Consider the following 19,314-nt stretch of genomic DNA (forward strand, 5'->3'; position numbering starts at 1 on the left):
ACCTTATAGGCACCTCTAAAACTCTCCGGTAGCCATTTAGCTGCCCCAGCGTGGAGGTCTTGGCGCCAGGGATGGCGCCATGAAGCATCCAGGGATGGGTTAACGGCGTCCTCCACGCTGGGGCAGCTAAATGGCTACCGGAGAGTTTTAGAGGCTCTGTTCTGCAGGCACTCAGCACTCCAACTGCCCAGGTCTTGACGCCAGGAACGGCGAAATGAATCGCGGGGAGGCTAATCAATATCGAACCGATACATCAAATCCAAAGCGCTCTCCTCGCTGCTTACAGCTTCCATAAACAGCTGCTGAGTTAGATAGTAGCGCAGGGTAACCGTATTCAGCGGCTGGAAAACACCTACCCCATAAGCCACATAGATATTGGGCCGAACGTAGCCAGAAACGACCACCTGCGCCTCCTCACCTTCGCCGACCGCGTCAATCTCGAAGTCTTCTACCCCAAGCTGCTCGGCAAAACCTCCGACCGCACTCTGCGCGCCGTATACTCCCAATGCCAAAGCGGCTTGAGCAACCAGGGCATCACTCCCCGGGCCCTCCGCTCCTAAAGGCCTGCCGCGGATCATATAAGAGAGGGCATCTTCCTCTGACATGGCCGGCTCGCTGAATACCGAAACATTCGGCTCCCTAGCGCTACCGATGAGCCGCAACCCTGCTGTAACCCCATCACGCTCAATCCGCCTAACCGCCTCCACATCGAGTTCAGGCCTATCCAGTGGCCCACTGAACATGACCATCCCGCGACGGATACTCAGGCGTTGGCCATATGCCCGGTACTCCCCATCCACTATGCGCAGCTCACCGAAACCGGCCGGCTCAGCCTCAGGGCGCTGCCTAATCCTCATGGACCCGGTCAATTTACCGTTAATCCCGAACGCCTCAAGGTCGACCCTATCTCCCATGCTAAGCTCTAAATCAGCATCGAATCCCCAGGCTTGAGCAACCTCCTCAAGTATATCCGTAGCGTCATCCCGCTCCCGCCTAATTACGACAGCGTCATCGGATTTAGCGACAACCTGCTGGGGGATCTCCTGCACAGTGATCTTACCCGATGGGACATGAACGCTACCTACAACCTCCACCGTCCCAGGACTTACGCGAGCCATGAGATCGGGACTAACCCTCAATCTGGCATAAGGCGGATAGATTGCCTCGAGGCGTTGACCTTCAACGCCTACCTCAACCAACCAGTTATCGAACTGCTCCCAATCGGCCTGACCACTAATTTGCGCCCGCTCAGAACCGATATAAAAGCCACCGGCGATACCAGCCTTTGACCCATTCAGCTCAACTTTGAGATTGAGCCTGTCGACCTTGGTCGGTGACTCACGAGTTAAGATCTCCCCGTCACTAAACTCCAGCAGCCCATTAAACTCTGGCGCAGACAGGCTCCCATCCAGTTGCAAATCGGCATCAAAGCGCCCGGACAGCTCACTCAATTGGGGCACGAACGGATGGAAGAAACCGGCTTGCAAGCCGCTCAGTGAGACACTGCCATCAAGCCACCCATCACCATCGAGGTTCGGCTCCATGGACAAATCGGCATGCATCTGCCCGGCCTCTTCAGCCGCAAAGTCAAACCGTACATCAGCCTGTTCAGGGCTATAAGAAGCCGCAACCGAGATGTGTCTATAGTCAAGATCGCGCACCACCCGCGGCAAATCATCTATTGCCTCCTCTACTAGCAGCGAAACACGCCCCGGACTGCCATTTGCAACAAGGCTTGCCTTGACTCCATCTTCAGCATGCCAGCTGATTTGGCTGGCCGCGGAAAGACGGCCCTGCCAGTCGAGCTCTGCGGGCAATACCGGATCTAACCAGGCAAAATTGAAATTGCTTAGCGAGACATCCGCGTCTGCCGATTGAGGGTCAGCCACTATGGTCTCCTCAACGCACAGACGAGCATCCTTATAAGCCCAGCAGTGTGGGCTAACCTCAAACCTATCACCATCCTGGCGGATCGTCAGCGAGCGCTCCAAGCTAAGGCTATGGCCCATTACCTGACCGTTGGCATCAACCACCATGCCACGCCAACCCCGCCCCTCCAGCCAGCCACCGGCAAGCGCCAGGTTCCCCTGGCCATCAGGCGCATTTGCGTGCAGGGTTAGCTGATGAGCAGCCCGACTGCCAAAACCTTCCGCTTCAACCCTATCAATGGCATAATCGCCTACCTGGATTGCGTCTACCACCACCTCAGCAGTACCGGGTTCCAGTCCTAGCGAAGGCACCACCACATCCCAACTCAGTCGTTCGACGCAGTACTCCCCTGCCCAGGAAATGCCCCGGCCATTACCGCGGGTCTCGATATAAGGACGCTGCAACGGCCCCTGAACTTTAGTAGAGGCCTGGATAGCACCCTCCAGATCCTCATGCAAAGCCCCTAGATCAGTGAACTGTGCGTCAAGATCTAAGCTAAGCTCTTCTCCCAACTCACCACTAGCGACTAAATCACCACCCTCTACCTCGGCATGCAAGTTCTCCAGATACCAAACTCCGCTTCGTCGATGGCCCAACTGCCCCTCCAGGTAGGCCTTATTCCCTTCCACCCAGGCGCTAAGGCCATCAAGGCGGACATCTAGCCCCCAACCGCTCTCTCCGGCCTCACCCGCCACCCGTATCGGCCCGTTAACATCACTTGGTGCCCCATCCCACTGTTGTGAGGGATCAAGATCGACCAATGCTATATCAGCCTGCCAGAGCAGCTGCTCGCCCCAATTTAACTCGCCACTAGCTAGTAGGCTGCCGGCCAACAGCCCCCCCTCCAGGCGCTTGACCTCAGCTCTCTGGCGCTGAAGATCGGCGCTAAACTCGGCATCCCAGTCGCCAGCCGGCACATTCTCACCCGCGAGGTGGGCACTAAGTTGACCTTCAATATCGTCAAGATCGCCCCTAACGAGCAGATCAACGTCGCGTGCAGCCAGCAAATGATTACTATCCGGCGGCCATCCTCCAGACAGACCGCTACCCTGCAAGTTGAAAGGCATGTCAGGGTCAAGCGGTCGAATATCCAACTCCAGATCCCCAGTCACGGGGCCGGCAAGCCGGTGGCTTGTAGTCAAGGCTGTAACACTGCCTCCTAACCTCGAGCTCAGCCGTACTCTTTCCGGCAAACCGGGTATCGCTGCTGATGCGTTGACAAACATGCTCACCGGATAGGCATCAGCAGTATTCACCTCGCCATGTATCTCTACCCGAGCATCGTCGCGCTCAACCATCAAGCGCTTAACATGCCAGGCACTACCCGAGGCTCTCAGGCTCAACTCGGCACGCCTTATCCAGTGCGGGTCATCTTCACCTAACTGCAAACGAACCCGGTCCACTACGACAGAACCGATATTCAGATCGACCGGCAACTCAATATGCGGCAGCACAATAGGACCGGTGTCATCATCAATGACCTCTACGGGATCAATGACCTCTACGGGGCTCTCTTCGGCCAGATCGCCCTCAGCAACCCTGATATCGACCCCACGCAACTCTAATAGCTCAACTTCGACCTTGCGGCTAAGCAAGGCCATGGCATCCCAGCGCAAATCGAGCTCATCAAGCTCTACCGCTACTAGTTTATCCTGCTGCCATACTACATTGCGGGCCTCCACTCCTTCGAGCAGGTTACCCGAAGTCACCTGTAGCTTTAGTCGCGGTTCCTGACTCTGGGCTAAATAGGCGGCGAACTGCGCTCCAGGGGTGGTAGTTACCAGCCACACCGCGAAGAATGCCAGCACCATCAAAAGTGCAAAGAAGCCACCACCTAAATACATCAACCAGCGTAACCAGCGCGCCATCACAGATCCGACCCCATTGAGAAGTGGAGCCTCCAGGAATCAATTTGTTCATGGTCATCTTCAACCGGCACGGCTGCATCCAGGCGAACCGGGCCAATCGGCGAAGACCAGCGTATCCCGGCTCCTACACCAACCTTTAGCTCATCACTTAAATCGCCGAAACTCTCCAAGGCGTTACCTGAGTCAACAAACAATGCCGGTCGCCAATTCGGGGTTATCTGATAGCCATACTCCAAACCCGCTAAAGCTAAGTAGCTACCACCTATTACGGTCCCATCTCGCTCCGGGCCAAGGGTTTGAAACTTATAGCCACGAATGCTCTGATCGCCGCCAGCATAAAAACGTAAGGAAGGCGGGACACGGTCAAAATCGCCACTCGACATGGCACCGATATCGGCCCGCACCAGAAACCGGTTGCGTTCTCCCAAAGTGCGCAGCCAGCGCGTTCCTGCGCGTAGTCTATATATCTCAACGTCTGAACCAAGCCACGTCTCGGTTGCCTCGAGCGAGAGCATCTGGCGATCTCCCCAGGTTGGGTCAAGCCCCCCTCGACTCCGGGTCCTGCTCCAACTCGCCCCTGGCAGCAACAGCTTAGTTGTCTCCCGCTCTTCATCTATACGGAACCTCTCCCAATCCGCACGCACAGAGAGCACCTGCTGCCAACCAGAAAGGAGACGGTGGCGATGTCGAACAGAACCCGAGACTTGCTCGGAATCGATATCTGCCACATCCTGCATTTTTGCACCTATCTGGTACTCTAAAGAGGTGCGCAGCGGATCACGCAGCGGTATCCGGTATCTACCGGTAACGCTTTGGCGCTTTTCAGCAATTTCCGTATCAGCCGCCATCGAGTGTCCCCAAGGGTTAACCCATGGCCGCTCCCAGCCGAGCCGGACCCTTGCCCCAAGATCGGTGGTATAGCCAACGCCAGTGGTTATTTCATGGCGGGCGCGCGGCTTCAGAGCGACATTTATTGGTGCCACGCCGCTGCCCGGCTCATGCTCCGGGCTTACCCTAACCTCGCGGAAATACCCGCTATCACGCAAGGCGCGATTGAGTTGCCCTACTTGCTGAGCTGTATACGGCTCACCTGCCTCGAAGCCGACCATACGCTGCAAAAACTCATCAGCGAGAGGTGACTCGGCGAAAACTACCTCACCGAAGCTATAACGCTGACCGCTGTAGTATTGTAATACTATATCAGCGGCGTAATCCTCGGGATAAACCTCAATCCGCCGAACTAAATAGCGGCCGTCGAAATACCCCCTCTCCAGGGCCAGACTCTGGATCAGACGACGTGCACTCTCATAACGGCCATGGTTAAGAACATCCCCTTCGCGTAGCGGCATCCGCGATTCAATCCCGGCAAATGCCAAGTCTTCGGCCGCCTCACCGACCACCTGAACATTTAGATCGCGGATCCTGACCGGCTCGCCGGGATCTATAACCACCATTAGACGCCACTCATCCGCCCCTGACCGCGCCCGCACATCTATGTCAGCGTCGTAATAGCCTACTGCCTCAAGGGCCTCGCGGATCCGCTCAGGGGCCCGGCGACGAAACGAAGAGAGCATAGCTGGCTCAGTCGAGACAGGCTTACCCAGGCGGCCACGAACCTGATCTTCCAGCTCGCCCTCAATCCCGGCAATATCAATAGTAACCTCAAGCTCTTCGGCCTGAGCCGGTACGGCAGTCACAAAAATTGCGCTGACCAATAGCAAGCCCCATAATCCCCCCCTTGAATGATTGCCCGCCTCTCGCCAAGGGCTGCACCACAACCTCAGGAGAACGCCGAAACCGCGCAACTCGCGCCGGAGATTGCTGGCCGGGACTTCCCAAAGCGAGTTCACAAAATCTCCCAAACTTCTGACCAACTTGTAATTAATTGCCGGCATGAATTACTTTAGGGTGTTTGTACCGCGATCATGGTACTAAATTTGAGTAGAGGATTGAGGTTGTAATGAGCGACGACTATACCGACTCTGAACGGATAGAGCATGATGAACACCACTTACGCCTACGCAACATGGTGCTGGAAGATTACGACGATGTTGCGGCAATCATGGATCAAGTCTATCCGGACATGGACGGCGCCTGGTCACGTGAGCAGTTCGCCGCTCAAATCAACCGTTTCCCCGAGGGCCAGATCTGCATCGAGGACAACGGCAGAGTCGTCGCCGGCGTCATAACCCTGATAGTCGACTACGGCCGCTTTGGCGATAAGCACACCTACGAGGAGATCACCGGTGGTGGATTCCTCACCACCCACGACCCGAACGGCGATGTCCTCTACGGTGTAGACATCTTCGTCGATCCTAACTACCGCGCTATGCGCCTAGGTCGGCGCCTCTACGATGCCCGCAAGGAGCTCTGCCGGAGTCTCAATCTGCGTGGTATTGTAGCCGGTGGCCGCATCCCCGGCTACGCCAAATACGCCGATCAAATATCGCCCGAGGAGTATATCGAGCTGGTTAAAAGGCGCGAGGTCCACGACCCGATACTCTCCTTTCAGCTCGCCAACGACTTTCACGTGCGGCGTATCATAACCGACTATCTGCCCTCGGATCGTGACTCCCACGCCTACGCCACCCTCGTGCAGTGGAACAACATATTCTACGAGCCCAAAGAGCAGCCACTGATTTCTCGGCGCAAGGCGGTGGTGCGGGTCGGCACTGTACAGTGGCAGATGCGGCCGATGAGTTCGGTTGATGAGCTAATCGATCAGGCCGAGTTCTTTGTCGATGCCCTTGCCGGCTACAACGCCGACTTCGCCCTCTTCCCTGAGTTTTTCAATGGTCCCCTGCTCTCGCTGTTTAACCAGGAGTACCCTGCCGAGGCGATTCGCGGCATGGCGCAGTACACCGAGGAGATAGTCGATGAGATGACCCGTCTAGCGGTGGCCTATAACATAAACATTATAGCTGGCTCTATGCCGGTCTATCAGGATCAGGGGCTGTATAACGTCTCCTATCTATGCCGGCGCGATGGGACTACCGATAAGCAGTATAAGCTGCACATTACTCCTGATGAACGAGCCTATTGGGGCGTACGCGGCGGCAATGAGTTGAATGTATTCGAAACCGACATCGGCAAGATCGGCATCTTGGTCTGCTATGACGCTGAATTCCCCGAACTGCCCCGTATCCTCAACCAGAAAGGGGCAAGGATACTCTTTGTGCCCTACTGGGTGGATACCCAGACCGGTTATTTGCGCGTACGTCGCTGCGCCCAAGCGCGTGCTATTGAAAACGAATGCTACGTCGCCATAACCGGATCGGTGGGCAACTTGCCTAAGGTCGAGAACATCGACATCCAATACTCCCAATCGGCGGTCTTCTCGCCGGCGGACTTCGCCTTTCCGCACGATGCTATAGTCGCTGAGACAACCCCAAACACCGAAATGACGCTGATAGTCGATCTCGATTTGGACAAGCTCACCGAGATCCGTAATGAAGGATCAGTTCGCAACTACAAAGACCGGCGTCTCGACCTCTATCGCATTCAGTGGCTGGGCAGAGACTAGATCTGGAAAGCTCTGCGGTAGCAGAGGTATAGGTTAGACATCACGTAGGCTGGCTTTACAATAAGAAGGGCACCATTGCTATGTACGTACCCAGAGGCGAACCGATCGTATTTCAACGTGACTGTGAGGCGGTTGTGATACCGGCAGGCGACACGGGAACGATACCTGAAGGCGCGGAAGGGGTACTTACCCAAGCCCTGGGCGGAAGCTACACGGTCTTTTTGCAAGGCTATCTATTCCGTATTGACGGCAACAATGCCGATGCCATCGGCAAGGAGCCGCCACAGCCACCGCAACTGCCCGAAGATGCAACTGACGAAGACGTTGAAGGCCTGATCTGGGAGCAGATGGCCACCTGTTACGACCCTGAAATCCCGGTCAACGTAGTCGATCTTGGGCTCATATACCGTTGTGACATCGCCAAAGACGAAAACGGCTACCGTAACGTCGACATTGATATGACCCTGACCGCCCCTGGCTGCGGCATGGGGGACATCCTTGCTCATGACATCAAGGTCAAGGTCGAGATGGTCCCCACAGTGGCCACAGCCCAGGTGAATCTGGTCTTTACGCCACCTTGGACACAGGACCGGATGTCGGAAGCAGCCAAACTACAAGTAGGTCTGCTGTGATTAGATACTCCCTTAACCGACCTGTGGCCATCAAAATTCCTGCTTTTCCATCCACGGGATTATCCGCTCGAAGGCCCGCTCAATGTCTTCCATCGATGCCGAGTAGCTAATCCGCAGAGAGTTAGGACAGCTCTCGCCGAAGGCATCGCCGGGGACCACACAAACCCCGGTCTCTTTAAGCATCCGGGTAGCTACGCTGGTACCGTCGGTATTAGATGGCAGAGATGGGAAGATATAAAAGGCCCCCTGCGGTCGATAGCTGGTCAAATGGGGAGTCTTGCTGACCAATTCGACAATCCTATCGCGCCGGTTACGGTAGGCCTGAAGCATCTCATCGACGCACTGCGAACCGCCCCGCAGTGCCGCAACTCCGGCCCACTGAGCAGGCGTATTGGCAACCGTAGTGGTGAAGATGTGAAAGCGCTGTAACTTCTTGATCGCCCCCTGACTGGAGATCAACCAACCTACTCGTAGACCAGCCATACTGAAGGTCTTAGACAGGCTCGACACCGCCATGACATGATCTAGATCGGAGGTGCAGCGCAGAACGCTGGGGTACTCCATCTCATCGAGCAAGAGGTGATCATAAACCTCATCGCTGAAGACATAGACGCCCCGATAGGCCGCTTCCTGGACAATCGCCTCAACAGTCTCTCTGGGGTAGACAGTACCTGTGGGATTGCTCGGCGAATTGAGGATAATCCCGAAGGTACGCATGCCGATATTATCAATCACCTCCTGGGGATCGATCTGGTGGCCGTGCTCGGCACGAGTTGGAATGGTTTTGACCTCGGCACCATTCATCCGTATCAGCGGCGCGTATAGAGGAAAGGTGGGGTCGGGGACCAGGAATTGCCGCCCCGGCGCAGCAGTAGCAGCTATGGCCAAGTACATCGCCTCAGTTGCGCCGGTAGTTATAAGCACATTTTCCGGGGTTAACGGGCGGTCATATAACTCGCCGTAATACTCGGCGACCGCCTCAAGCAGCTGCGGCAGCCCAGCATCCATGGTATATCCGGTCTTGCCCTCGCGCAGGGCCTGGATATGGGCCTCCAAGATATGCTCAGGCACTGGAAAATCAGGCTGACCGATAGACAGATGAATGACATCTTCCATCTCCGCAGCCATGTTGACCATCCGCCTTATGCCCGGAATGGGGAGCGCCCTTACTGAAGGACTCCAAACCGGCTCGCGCATATCGTCTGTATCAAAGTCGTCTATCTGTGCTGCCACGGCTATCTCTCCTCTGCCTTTCTATGCCCATGCACCCGTTAAAGGGCGTCTCGAAAAACTTACCCGGAGCCGGAGCCATCGTCTGCCCCGGTTTGGAGGACGCCGTGAATCCATCCCTGGAGGCTCCATGGCGCCATCCCTGGCGCTATGAACTCCAAACCGGGGCAGACGATGGCTCCGGGCAAGTTTTTCGAGGCGACCTAAAGGACCCTTGGCCGCGAGGAGCCTTAGGCGCCTCCTGACTCCCCAGTCACTACCCCGTTGGCGAGGCCATCACAAACCTTGTATATTGCCGCTAGTATAGATACGGTGCCAAGGATATAAAAACTACTGGAGAACAGACTCAATGGCCAGCAGCGAGCTTCCTGTAATCGCCCTGCTAACCGCCCCGGAAGAAGCGCCTCCCCCAGGCCTAGAGCGCCTTGACGGGCGGGCGATAATAAATCATGCCACTAGCCGCGAAGGCCTTATAGCTGCAATATCCGATGCGGATATACTCCTAGTGACCGATTTCCGCACCCGCATCGTCGCCGAGGCCTGGCCTTACGCCAAGCGCCTGCAGTGGGTGCATGCTACCAGCGCGGGGGTCGACGCCCTACTCTTTCCCGAACTTATCGAATCGCCAATACCGGTCACCAACGCCCGGGGTATATTTGATCGGGCCATAGCCGAGACCGTTTTGGGCATGGTCCTGATGTTCGCCAAGGATTTTCGTACCACTATTGCCCTGCAGCAGCGCCATGAGTGGCGCCATCGCGAAACCCAGCGCATCCAAGATAAACATGTTTTAGTATTCGGTGCCGGCTCGATTGGCCGCCAGATAGCCCGCATGCTCACTGCCGCCGGCATGCATGTCGAGGGCATAGCCAGTCGCGAGCGGAGTGAAGATCAGGATTTCGCCGCCATCCACGGTCCCGAGGCTTTTTACGAGCAGCTCGGCCAAGCCGACTACGTGGTCATTGCCGCCCCGCTAACTGAATCAACCCGCGGACTATTCGACGTCAAGGCCTTCAAGTCCATGGCCAATAACGCCAAGCTAATCAACATCGGCCGCGGCCCTATAGTAGTAACTCAGGATCTGATCATTGCCCTGCGCAACGGCGACATCGCCGCCGCTGCACTAGACGTCTTCGAAGAGGAGCCGCTGCCCTCAGACCACCCCCTTTGGGAGATGAGCAATGTATTCATATCTCACCACATGGCCGGCGACTTCATTGGCTGGCGTTCGGCCCTTATTCACCAGTTCGCGGACAATTTCGAGCGTTGGCAGGCCGGCTCTGCGCTACGTAATATAGTAGATAAGAAACGGGGATATGTACCACCGGAGGGTTCCTGATGAGTCATTGCGCTAACACCGAAATCGCCGATCTAACAGCGCTAGAGATGTTGCGCCGCTTTCGCTCCGGCACCCTTTCTCCTGTCGAGGCCGCCGAAGCCACCCTAGAGCGAATCCATCGGCACAACAACCAGGTCAACGCCTATTGCCTAGTAGATGAGGAGACTACCCTGAGGGCCGCCCGGCTTAGCGAGCAGCGCTACCGCCATCTACAGCCCCAGGGGCTCATTGATGGCGTTCCAGTCGCCATTAAAGATGTCTTCCTTACCCGCGGCTGGCCCAATCTCAAGGGATCCAAGACGGTCGACCCAAACGGACCGTGGGAGCACGATGCACCAGCAGTAGCCGCATTGCGCCGCCACGGGTTGGTCCCTGCTGGCAAAACCACCACCCCCGAACTCGGCTGGAAGGGGGTAACTGACTGCCCCTGCTACGGCGTAACCGGCAATCCCCATGACCCGACCAAGACTGCCGGAGGCTCCAGTGGCGGCAGTGCCGCAGCAGTTGTGCTGGGCATGGGGCCGCTTTCGCTGGGCACCGACGCCGGCGGCTCTATCCGCATCCCTGCCGGTTTTTCCGGCCTGGTCGGCCACAAGCCAACCCAAGGGCGCGTGCCAATTTGGCCGGCTAGCCCATTCGGCCAGCTTGCTCATCCGGGGCCGATGACCTGGACAGTTGAGGATGCTGCCCTGCTAATGGACGTGATCGCAGAATCTGACCCACGCGATCCGACCTTACCACCAGACAACTGCAGCTACCTGCAGGCAATTGAGGGTGGCGTCCGCGGCCTGCGCATCGCCTTCAGCCCCAACCTCGGTTATGTCGACGTCGACCCCGAGATTGCCCGGGCCGTGGCCGCTGCCGCACAGACCATGGAGGCCCTAGGGGCCCAGGTCGACGAAATCGACCCCGGGTTCAGCGACCCCCGCCAGGCCTTCGACCTACTCTTCTTCGGCGGCGCTGCCAACGCCCTGCGCTCTATTCCCGAAGAGAAGCATAATGTCATGGACCCAGCATTGGTTGAGGCGGTCAACAGTGTTAAAGACGCCACAATGCTCGATTATATGCAGGCCATGAACGAGCGCGCTGCGCTAACAGAGCAGATGAGCCTGTTTCACCAGAGATACGACCTGTTGCTCACGCCGACTCTGCCAATCCCAGCTTTCAGTGCCGGCCTGGAAGTGCCCGAAGGCTGGCACGACCACCGCTGGCCGAGCTGGACTCCATTTACCTATCCGTTCAACATGACCGGTCAGCCAGCCTGCTCGGTACCCTGTGGGTTTACTAGTGATGGGCTACCCATTGGCGTTCAGATGGTCGGCCCACGCCACGCCGACGGTCTGGTACTGCGCGCCGCCCACACCTACCAGCAGGCTGAGCCACTAACGGATCGGAGGCCGACTTGATGCTAGAATCTAACCTCTTAAGTGAAATAAATGGCTACATAGATGGCAGCTGGTGCAGCGCCGATGATGCCACCTCATTTAGTGTCACCAACCCGGCGACCGGCGAATTACTCGCTGAGGTCCCGGCAATGGGGCCGGCAGAGTGCTCCAGTGCTGCCGCCGCCGCTGAACGCGCCCTTGCCAACACCCCCTCACTGGAGACCCGGCGCGAGTGGCTGGAGGCCATTGACGCAGCACTTCGCCAACACCAAGAGGAACTAGGCCGCATCCTCACCCTCGAACACGGCAAGCCGCACGCCGAAGGCCAAGGCGAGGTCCTCTATGCTGCCGGTTTCTTTGCCTATGCGGCACGCAACATTGATGCGCTCGCCCCGCGCACCCTAGATGAGCAGCCACGCAACTGCACCTGGACCGTTTATAACCGTCCTGCCGGGGCCGTGGCACTCATAACGCCGTGGAATTTCCCTATTGGCATGATCGCCAAAAAGCTATCCGCCTCTCTCGCAGCGGGCGCCCCGGCGGTGATCAAGCCTTCAGCTAAAACGCCGTTGACCATGGTTGCGCTGTTCAACATCTTGGATCGCGAACTCAACCTTCCCCCGGGGATGGTCAATCTGGTAACCGGCGCGGCCGGCCCAATCGGCGATGCACTACTCAGCGATCCGCGCATTCAGGTGATAAGTTTTACCGGCTCAACCGGGGTAGGCCAAGAACTGATCCGCGGCAGTGCCGAAGGGGTCAAGCGCCTCGCCTTGGAGCTCGGGGGCAACGCGCCGTTCATCGTCTTCGCCGATGCCGATCTGGAGCATGCCGCCGATCAACTCATCGCCAACAAGTTCCGCGGCGGCGGTCAAACCTGCGTCTGCGCCAACCGCATCCTGGTTGAGAGCTCGGTAATGGACTCATTTGCCGCCAAGGTCGCTGAGCGAGCAGCGAAGCTCACGGTGGGCAACGGCATGGAGCCGGGAGTAGATCTTGGCCCATTGATTGACCGCAGCGGCTATGAAAAGGTTCGCCGGCACTACCTCGACGCCCTCGATAAGGGCGCTACAACTGTTATGGGCAAGGACCCGGGGGCCATGGAGCGAGATTATGGCGCCTATTTTCCGCCAACAGTGGTCAGTGGGGTGACCCCGCAGATGGCCTGCTGGCGGGAAGAGACGTTCGGCCCGCTAGTGCCCATGGCACCCTTTGAGGGTGAGGCAGACGCCCTAGCAAAGGCCAATGACACGGAATTCGGCCTAGCATCGTATCTGTTTACCGGCGACGATGAGCGAGCCGAGCGGTTGATTCCGAACTTGCAGTTTCCCCATGTGGGCTGGAACACCGGCAGCGGCCCCACTCCGGAGGCGCCTTTCGGCGGCATGAAACATTCCGGCTTCGGCCGTGAGGGGGGCTTAGAGGGGCTGTTTGAGTTCGTCGAGACACAAACCGTCCCCCGTGGGCCTCTCTGAAAACTTCCCCGCAGTCAAATTTTCCGCAGCCGACAGGTTGTCACTGGTGTGGAGGACGCCGTTAATCCATCCCTGGAGGCTTCACGGCGCCGTCTTTGGCGCCATGACCTCCACACCAGGACAACCTGTCGGCCGCGGGGAAGTGCCAGAGGTTCTGCCGAAACGATTAACCTCTGTATAACTCGCTTCTGACCTCGGCCAGGGAATCGGCACCTAAGAACACTGCTAGCAACCGATCGAAACCTACCGCAACGCCGGCGCAGTCAGGCAGTCCCCGCTCCAGGGCAGCAAGCAGCGAGTGATCAAGCTCATGCACCGGCAATCCACCCGCCCGGCGCTGCTGTTGCTCCTGTTTAAATCGCTGTCTTTGAGCGCCGGGGTCGGTCAGTTCGTGATAGCCATTAGCAATCTCCAGGCCGTCCATAAACAGCTCGAAGCGCCGAGCGGTGCGCGGGTCGGCTTCATCAAGCCGGGCGAGAGCCGCCTGGCTAGCTGGGAAAGCGGTCAAAAAAGTGATCCGAGAATGGCCGAGTTGCATAGCTACGACGTGGGAAAGGAGCAAATCAAGGAGTTCATCGCGGTCCAAATTGACTTCTGAACCGGCGCTGCTATTGGCAGCGCAGGAATGCAGCTCTATACCGGCCCGCGTAACGGCCTCTTGCAGCTGCTCCTGGCTAGCTGTGAGCGGATCCACCCAAGCCTGATCCAGGCAGGCTTGGCGGTAGCTCAGATATTCAACTGAACGCTTACCCAGACCACAACCCTCAGCTGCGGGGACAGTTGCCTTGCGTTTGCTCAGGCTAATCCGGCAATACTCTATAAGCTCGGCGAGTTCGGCCATTAGATCGTAATGGCTATAACCGACCCGGTACCACTCAAGCAGGGTAAACTCTACAGAGTGCCAACGCCCCCGCTCGCCGCCACGCCAGGCCGGACCCAGATAATATATATCGCCACTGCCGGCGCTGAGCAGTCGCTTCATCGCTGACTCGGGTGAAGTCTGCAGATAGAGCTGATTACCATCTCCATCAGCGGCATCCGCGGCCACGCTGGCCAGGGCCGGATCCATAGCCGCAGGACCAAGACAAGGCGGGTGCACCTCCAATACTCCGCGCTGAGCGAAAAATTCGCGGATAGCCGCTGCCAAATCAGCGCGCAGCCTGAGCAAATCCGTTAAAGCCGAACCGCCTGTCGACCTACTTGCCCGGTTCAATCCTTAGCTCGGCCAACGTACTCACCACTACGGGTATCGATACGCAGCACCTCACCTTCTTCGATAAACAACGGCACCCGAACCGAAGCACCTGTTTCCAATTTAGCCGGTTTACTGCCACCGCTACTGGTATCACCCCGTACACCCGGATCGGTCTCAACTACTTGCAAATCGACAAAGTTGGGTGCCAAAACCTGCAGCGGTTCATCGTTCCAGAGGATAACCACACAGTTATCCTGCTCCTTGATCCAGTTTTTAGCATCGCCGACAGCACTTTGCGGCGCAGCCTTTTGATCGAAGGTATTAGGATCCATGAAGTACCAGAATTCGCCGTCGTTGTAGAGATACTGCAATTCAGTCTCCATAACGTCGGCGGCCTCGACACTTTCGCCTGATTTGAATGTTTTTTCTATAACCCGGTTGGTCTTTAGATTGCGCAGCTTGACCCGATTGAAGGCTTGACCTTTGCCCGGTTTGACGAACTCATTCTCGACGATGGTGTATGGATCACCGTCGAGCATCAATTTCAAACCGCTCTTGAATTCATTAGTGCTGTAAGTTGCCATGCTCTCACCTTAAGTTGTTTTTAGTTGCCGTGATGCTAACCGAAACTTGTCCGCAGCCCAAGTTTAAACACTGCGCACCGGGAGTGGCCGTCCCTAGAAACTCCCCGCAGCCATTGGCCACCCCGGTGTGGAGGACATCGTGAATCCATATTCCAAAGACCGCCTCTAAAACGCCACGGAGTCAAGTGGTTGCCCTGGTGTGGAGTTCTTGTCGCCAAGGATGGCACCATGAAGCCTCCAGGGATGGATTCACGGCGTCCTCCACAACCAGAGGACAGCCACTTGACTCCGTGGCGTTTTAGAGGCTCCTTACAGAGGCAATTTGACACAAGAGCGAGGGGCTTATAGCCTATCAGAAGAAATGAAACTGTAATCTCCTTTTGGTAGCGTCATTGCATGACAAGTGGTTGTTGAATTCAAGTGATTGTTGAATTGAGGTGGTTTCCCCACCTCTCCGCCTTGTTTGTGCAGCGAGTAGAGAGCACATGAGGTTCCACGCGTCTCCTAAGGGTGCCTCTAAAAACTCCGCTGGCACCACTATCCGCCCCGGTGTGGAGGTCTTGGCGCCAGGGATGGCGCCATGAAGCCTCCAGGGATGGATTCACGGCGTCCTCCACACCGGGGCGGATGGTGGCGCCGGCGAAGTTTTTAGAGGTTCCCCTAAGCAAGCCCTAGTTCATCTGCCAGTATTCCCATGATCAAAACTTACAGAACCATAACCGCGGGCCTATTTTTAGTCGTGAACTGCCTGGCTGCGGCCAACGCCGATCACACCCCGCTCGACACAGAGGCAATGCTCGACCCAGCTCCAGCAGAGATGGGATCGACTGCCGATCACAGCAAGTTTGAGCAACTCGAGGGGCCGTTTGAAGACGCGACTGAAGTAACCGCGGCCTGCCTTGAGTGCCATACCGAGGCCGCTAAGCAGGTTCACTCTAGTATCCACTGGCACTATGAATTCCAACAGCCGGAAACCGAGCAAGACTTAGGCAAGAAGAACGTCATCAATAACCTCTGCTTTGGCATTGCAGGCAACTATCAGCGCTGTAGTAGTTGCCACGTCGGCTACGGCTGGGAGGATCATGAATTCGATTTCACTGCCGAAGAGCAGGTTGACTGTCTAGTCTGTCATGACACCACCGGCAGCTATGTAAAATTCCCTACCTCAGCCGGTCACCCACCCTACGAGGATCGCGAGTTCCACGGCGAGACGATAGCCGCCCCCGATCTAGCTGAAGTAGCTCAGAACGTCGGCCCTAGTAGTCGCGAAACTTGCGGAACTTGCCACTTCGAGGGCGGTGGCGGCGACGCGGTTAAGCATGGAGATCTGGATAGTTCACTGATCGATCCACCCTACGAACTTGATGTGCATATGTCGCCGGAGGGAGCCGATTTTACCTGCTCCACCTGCCATACCTTCAGTGGCCACATCCAACTCGGCAGCCGCTATAAAATAACAATGCCCGAGGATGAGCGACCAGTAGCCGCTGATCCACACCAAAAACCGGCCTGCGAGGCATGTCACGGCAGCGAGCCGCACGACAGCGGGATTCACGACAAGCTTAACCAGCATAGCGAGTTTATCGCCTGCGAGACATGCCATGTCCCCGAAGTGGCGCGCGGCGGTAAGCCGACTCGAACCCTTTGGGACTGGTCAGAATCTGGCCGTATGGACGATGACGGTGACCCAGTGGTCGAGACCGAAGATGGTGTGCCGGTCTACGATGGGCGCAAGGGGCGATTCGAATGGCGCGAGGATTACGCCCCCGAATACCACTGGTTCGACGGCAATATGCACTATACGTTGCTCGATGACGAGATCGATCCCACAGAGACGGTAACGATCAATAGGCCTATGGGTGATCACGATACCCCGGGGGCAAAAATTTGGCCTTTTACATCCATGAAGGGGCGCCAACCCTACGATAAAGAGCATAAGACCCTCCTCACCGCCCACCTCTTCGGTGATGAGCCGAGTGCCTATTGGCAAAGCTACGACTGGTCAGAGGCGCTAGCAGCAGGCATGGAAGAGGCGCAGAAGATAGGCCAAACAGAGAAGGATTTCAGCGGTGAATACGGCTTTGTAGACAGCATTATGCATTGGCCAGTCGCCCACATGATCGCCCCGGCTGAGGATAGCCTCAGCTGTCAGTCATGCCACGAACCGGACGGCCGCATGGCGGGCCTAGAGGGACTCTATGTCCCGGGGCAGGATAGCCACCCGCGGATAGAGCGTATCGGCTGGTGGGCAATCGGTCTTACCCTACTCGCAGTACTCGGTCATGGCTCGGCCCGCTATCTGCTCTACCGCCACAAACGTAGCAAACAGGAGAACTCTCAGGAGGAGGCCGCGTGAGCAATAACGACCCTAGCACTAGGCCCAAGCGTATCTTCTCGCCATTCGAGATCTTCTGGCATTGGGCGCAGACGCTCCTGATTTTCGGCCTGCTGTTTACCGGGCTGGAAATGAGCGGCCTCTTCACCCTTACCGGCTTCGAGAGCGCCTTTGCCACCCACATTACTTTAGCCTGGATGCTCATCGGATTGTGGATCTTGGCTATCTTCTGGCATGTCACAACCGGTGAGTGGCGCAACTACATGCCCACCGGCCAAGGCCTAATGTCGATGCTGGCCTACTACGCCTACGGTATATTTTCTGGCGAATCAAAGCCCTATGCTAAAACAGCGGCGTCCAAGCACAACCCGCTGCAGCGCCTAGCCTACTTTTTCTTCAAGGCCGCAATCGCACCAGCGCTGTGGATCTCCGGGCTGCTCTTGCTCTTCTACAATCTCTGGCGCGAGACGTTGCTCGGTGAGCTGCTACCGCTCGCCGCCCCGGCAGCAGTGCACGTTGGCGCTGCCTTAGCACTAATGGTCTTTCTAATAGTCCATATCTATCTCGCCTCGACCACCGGCAATCCGTGGTACGCTCACTTGCGTGCCATGGTGACCGGATACTCGAATGAGCACAGCACAGACAGCGCCGAAAAATGACGAACAGGCGTGGCGCGATGAGCTGCGCCACGCTATACGCAGTCCGCGCCAGCTAATCGAGCGCTTGGGGTTAAGCGAGGTTAATCTTGACGGCGCTGAGACTGCCCATGGCGACTTTCCCCTGTTGGTGCCCCATAGCTACATAGAGCGCATCGAGCCGGGGCGAATTGATGACCCGCTGCTACGACAGGTCATGCCGACGGCTCTTGAAACCACTCCTCAGCCAGCCGGTTTCAGCACTGACCCACTTGCCGAGCAATCGCCTGACAGTGACTCGGCGATACTGCAAAAATACGCCAACCGTGCCCTGTTAGTAACCACCGGGGCTTGCGCCATCCATTGCCGCTATTGCTTCCGCCGCTCTTACCCTTACTCGCAGCAAAATTCATGGCGTGCGGCCCTAAGATACTGGCATAGAGAAGGCGCCCCGGAGGAAGTAATCCTCAGCGGCGGTGACCCGCTGATGCTTGGTGATCAGGCGCTGTGCGAGCTTATTGATGGCCTAGAGCAGATCGCGGGATTAAGGCGCCTGCGCATCCATACCCGGATGCCAATAGCCTTACCAGCGCGAATAACAACCGCACTTGTCGAGCGTTTTAGTGCAAGCCCGCTACAAATCGTGTGGGTCGTCCACGCCAACCACCCGCAGGAGATAAACGACGCTGTCTGCGCCAGCCTCGCCAGGCTAAGGCACGGCAATATGACGCTGCTAAACCAGAGCGTACTCTTACGCGGGGTCAATGATGACCCAAAGCCCCTAGCCCAGCTCTCCGAGCAACTCTTCAGCGCCGGAGCCCTGCCCTACTACCTCCATCAGCTCGATCGTATCAGCGGTGCAGCACACTTTGCCGTATCACCGACGACGGCGAGTTCGATAATCGCCGAACTCGCCGCTAGCCTACCCGGTTACCTTCTCCCCCGCCTAGTACGTGAAGATCCAGGCGCCGCTTCTAAAACTACGCTCGCGCCACCGCCGCGCTGATCACCCCACACCGCCCTTAGCGGAAACTCTATGACGCCTCGAAAACTCCCCGAAGCACTTGCTGCCCCGCTGTGGAGGACGCCGTGAATCCATCCCTGGAGGCTTCATGGCGCCATCCTTGGCGCCAAGACCTCCACAGCGGGGGAGCAATTGCTTCGGGGGAGTTTTCGAGGCGACT

At 57.2% G+C, this 19,314-nt stretch carries 13 protein-coding genes; 8 read left to right on the forward strand and 5 right to left on the reverse strand.

From position 1 onward, the window contains the following. Positions 1–230: 230 nt before the first annotated feature. Together HH1059_RS08375 and HH1059_RS08380 are read right to left on the reverse strand one after the other, a co-directional pair. Positions 231–3,797, reverse strand: coding sequence for a translocation/assembly module TamB domain-containing protein (locus HH1059_RS08375; RefSeq protein ID WP_096409755.1), 3,567 nt, complete (start codon positions 3,795–3,797; stop codon positions 231–233). After that, positions 3,797–5,512, reverse strand: a complete 1,716-nt coding sequence (locus HH1059_RS08380; RefSeq protein WP_231901913.1) for an autotransporter assembly complex protein TamA — start codon at positions 5,510–5,512, stop codon at positions 3,797–3,799. Before HH1059_RS08380 ends, HH1059_RS08375 begins: the two co-directional genes overlap by 1 nt. 245 nt (positions 5,513–5,757) lie before the next feature. Here HH1059_RS08380 and HH1059_RS08385 point away from each other — a divergent pair, with 245 nt between their 5' ends. After that, positions 5,758–7,320 (forward strand): bifunctional GNAT family N-acetyltransferase/carbon-nitrogen hydrolase family protein, encoded by a 1,563-nt coding sequence (locus HH1059_RS08385; RefSeq protein WP_096409757.1) that lies wholly within the window; start codon positions 5,758–5,760, stop codon positions 7,318–7,320. A gap of 80 nt (positions 7,321–7,400) precedes the next feature. After that, positions 7,401–7,952, forward strand: a complete 552-nt coding sequence (gene sufT, locus HH1059_RS08390) for a putative Fe-S cluster assembly protein SufT (RefSeq protein WP_096409758.1) — start codon at positions 7,401–7,403, stop codon at positions 7,950–7,952. A gap of 30 nt (positions 7,953–7,982) precedes the next feature. Here the strand turns inward: sufT and HH1059_RS08395 are convergent, their stop codons facing one another. After that, positions 7,983–9,185, reverse strand: coding sequence for a pyridoxal phosphate-dependent aminotransferase (locus HH1059_RS08395; RefSeq protein WP_231901914.1), 1,203 nt, complete (start codon positions 9,183–9,185; stop codon positions 7,983–7,985). 346 nt (positions 9,186–9,531) lie between these two features. Between HH1059_RS08395 and HH1059_RS08400 the strand changes: the two genes are divergently transcribed. From HH1059_RS08400 to HH1059_RS08410, 3 genes are read left to right on the forward strand one after another with little or no spacing between them, the layout of a single operon-like run. After that, positions 9,532–10,521, forward strand: coding sequence for a D-2-hydroxyacid dehydrogenase (locus HH1059_RS08400; protein WP_096409759.1), 990 nt, complete (start codon positions 9,532–9,534; stop codon positions 10,519–10,521). After that, the gene (locus HH1059_RS08405; RefSeq protein ID WP_096409760.1) at positions 10,521–11,927 is read left to right on the forward strand and encodes an amidase; all 1,407 of its coding nucleotides are present in this window, start codon (positions 10,521–10,523) and stop codon (positions 11,925–11,927) included. The genes HH1059_RS08400 and HH1059_RS08405 overlap by 1 nt, the downstream gene beginning before the upstream one ends. After that, positions 11,927–13,381 (forward strand): aldehyde dehydrogenase family protein, encoded by a 1,455-nt coding sequence (locus HH1059_RS08410; RefSeq protein WP_096409761.1) that lies wholly within the window; start codon positions 11,927–11,929, stop codon positions 13,379–13,381. The genes HH1059_RS08405 and HH1059_RS08410 overlap by 1 nt, the downstream gene beginning before the upstream one ends. Before the next feature lie 166 nt (positions 13,382–13,547). Here HH1059_RS08410 and epmA read toward each other — a convergent pair whose 3' ends face one another. Both epmA and efp read right to left on the reverse strand, forming a co-directional pair. Continuing rightward, positions 13,548–14,594, reverse strand: a complete 1,047-nt coding sequence (epmA, locus tag HH1059_RS08415; RefSeq protein ID WP_170113004.1) for an EF-P lysine aminoacylase EpmA — start codon at positions 14,592–14,594, stop codon at positions 13,548–13,550. Further along, positions 14,591–15,160, reverse strand: a complete 570-nt coding sequence (efp, locus tag HH1059_RS08420; protein ID WP_096409763.1) for an elongation factor P — start codon at positions 15,158–15,160, stop codon at positions 14,591–14,593. The genes epmA and efp overlap by 4 nt, the downstream gene beginning before the upstream one ends. A 694-nt stretch (positions 15,161–15,854) precedes the next feature. Between efp and HH1059_RS08425 the strand changes: the two genes are divergently transcribed. From HH1059_RS08425 to epmB, 3 genes are read left to right on the forward strand one after another with little or no spacing between them, the layout of a single operon-like run. Further along, a complete protein-coding gene (locus HH1059_RS08425; RefSeq protein WP_231901915.1) occupies positions 15,855–17,516 on the forward strand; it encodes a tetrathionate reductase family octaheme c-type cytochrome in 1,662 nt (553 codons plus the stop codon). Further along, complete coding sequence (locus tag HH1059_RS08430; RefSeq protein ID WP_096409764.1) at positions 17,513–18,154, forward strand: cytochrome b/b6 domain-containing protein; 642 nt, start codon at positions 17,513–17,515, stop codon at positions 18,152–18,154. Before HH1059_RS08425 ends, HH1059_RS08430 begins: the two co-directional genes overlap by 4 nt. Then, complete coding sequence (gene epmB, locus HH1059_RS08435) at positions 18,123–19,136, forward strand: EF-P beta-lysylation protein EpmB (RefSeq protein WP_096409765.1); 1,014 nt, start codon at positions 18,123–18,125, stop codon at positions 19,134–19,136. Before HH1059_RS08430 ends, epmB begins: the two co-directional genes overlap by 32 nt. The last annotated feature ends 178 nt before the right edge of the window (positions 19,137–19,314 follow it).

This window comes from Halorhodospira halochloris, from assembly GCF_002356555.2.
Lineage (GTDB): Bacteria > Pseudomonadota > Gammaproteobacteria > Nitrococcales > Halorhodospiraceae > Halorhodospira > Halorhodospira halochloris.